This is a genomic window from Methylobacterium sp. WL120 (genome assembly GCF_008039465.1).
GTDB classification, from domain to species: domain Bacteria; phylum Pseudomonadota; class Alphaproteobacteria; order Rhizobiales; family Beijerinckiaceae; genus Methylobacterium; species Methylobacterium cerastii.
The window spans coordinates 1-1440 of sequence record NZ_VRUT01000331.1 but is presented as its reverse complement, the minus strand read 5'-3'; the positions used below and the strand labels follow the sequence as shown (position 1 = coordinate 1440).

General features: G+C 77.4%; 1 protein-coding gene. It reads right to left on the bottom strand.

Annotation, left to right across the window (positions count from 1 at the left end):
- Positions 1-1440: PAS domain-containing protein (locus FV229_RS26825; RefSeq protein WP_147754814.1), on the bottom strand; the 1440-nt coding region annotated here is incomplete at both ends.

The following is a 1440-nucleotide window of genomic DNA, read 5'->3' as shown; positions in this document are numbered from 1 at the left end:
GGGCGGAAGGGGGCCGGGCGAAAGGGTCTTGGCTTGGCGGATGCCGGGCGCGGTCCAGGCGGACTCGACACGGAACAGGCCGGCCGCGACGTCGACGTCGCCGTAGCCGGCGCGCATCGCCCCCAGGGTCGCGCCGAGGATCGCGGCGGCGGCGGCGATCGCCTCGCTGCGGCCGGAGGCGTCGCGCAGGGCGTCGCCGAGCGCGATCAGCGCGCGGTGCCGCGCCTCGGTGGTGCGCTCCAGGGTGATGTCCTCGATCATCGCCGTGATCTGCAGCCGGTCGCCGAGCGCCTGCGACACGAGGTTGACCCGGCCCCAGATGATGCGGCCGTCGGCGCGGCGGTAGCGCTTCTCCAGGGTCTCGCGCATGACCTCGCCGGCGGCGAGGCGGCGGTGCAGCGCGTCGCGCTCGGTCGCGTCCTCCGGCGGGGTCCAGCGGGCGACCGACCGGCCGACGATGGCGGCGGCCGGCGCGCCCCAGATGGCGCAGAGCTTCGCGTTGACGCTCAGCGCCTCCAGGGTGTGCGGGTCGATCTGGACGATGCCGACGTTGGCGCCCTCGAAGATCGCGCGGAAGTCGGCGGCGACCCGGTTGCGCTCGGTCAGGTCGAGCATCGCGCCGACCATGCGCAGGGGCGTGCCCTCCGGCGCACGGATCACGTAGCCGCGGTCGAGCACCTCGGCGTGGCGGGCGTCGGCGCGCAGGAAGCGGTATTCGAGGCTCCAGGCGTCGCCCCCGCCGCGGATCGCGGCGACGAGCGCCGCCTCGACCCGGTCGCGGTCGGCCGGGTGGACCTGCGCCAGCCACCACGCCCCCGTGGCGGCCGCGCCCGCGGGGTCCCAGCCGTAGGCGGTCTGCAGCGCCTCGTTCCAGGTGACGGCGTCGGCGACGAGGTCCCAGTCGCGGATCGCGTCGCTGGTCGCGCGGGCGATCAGGCGGTAGCGCTCGCGGACCGCCTCCGAGGCGAGGGCGGCGGCCTTGCGCGCCGTCACGTCCCGGACGCTGCCGACGATCCGGTTGGCGCGGCCGCCCGCGAGCACCGGACGGCCGCAGATCGCGACCCAGCGCGCCGCGCCGCCGTCCCGCGCCAGGCGGTAGTCGCCGCCGAAGCGCCCGTCGCCGGCGGGGTCGAGGGAGGCGCGCAGGTCGGCCGCCGCCCGCGCCCGGTCGTCCGCATGGATCGTGCGCAGGAAGCTCCGGGCGAGGCTCGCCGGCTGCGCCGCGCCGATCCCGAGCAGCCGGCGGGCGGCGGCGTCGCAATCGAGGTGGTCGGCCACCGGGTCGTAGTCCCAGATCCCGATCCCGGTCGCCTCGACGGCGAGCCGCATCAGCAGGGCGCTCTCGCCGAGGCGAACGGTGGTGGAGGCGCTGGCCTCCAACGCCTGGCGCTGCCGGGCGAGGCGCGCCTCGCGCCGGGCGAGGGCGGCGCGGGCCTCCAG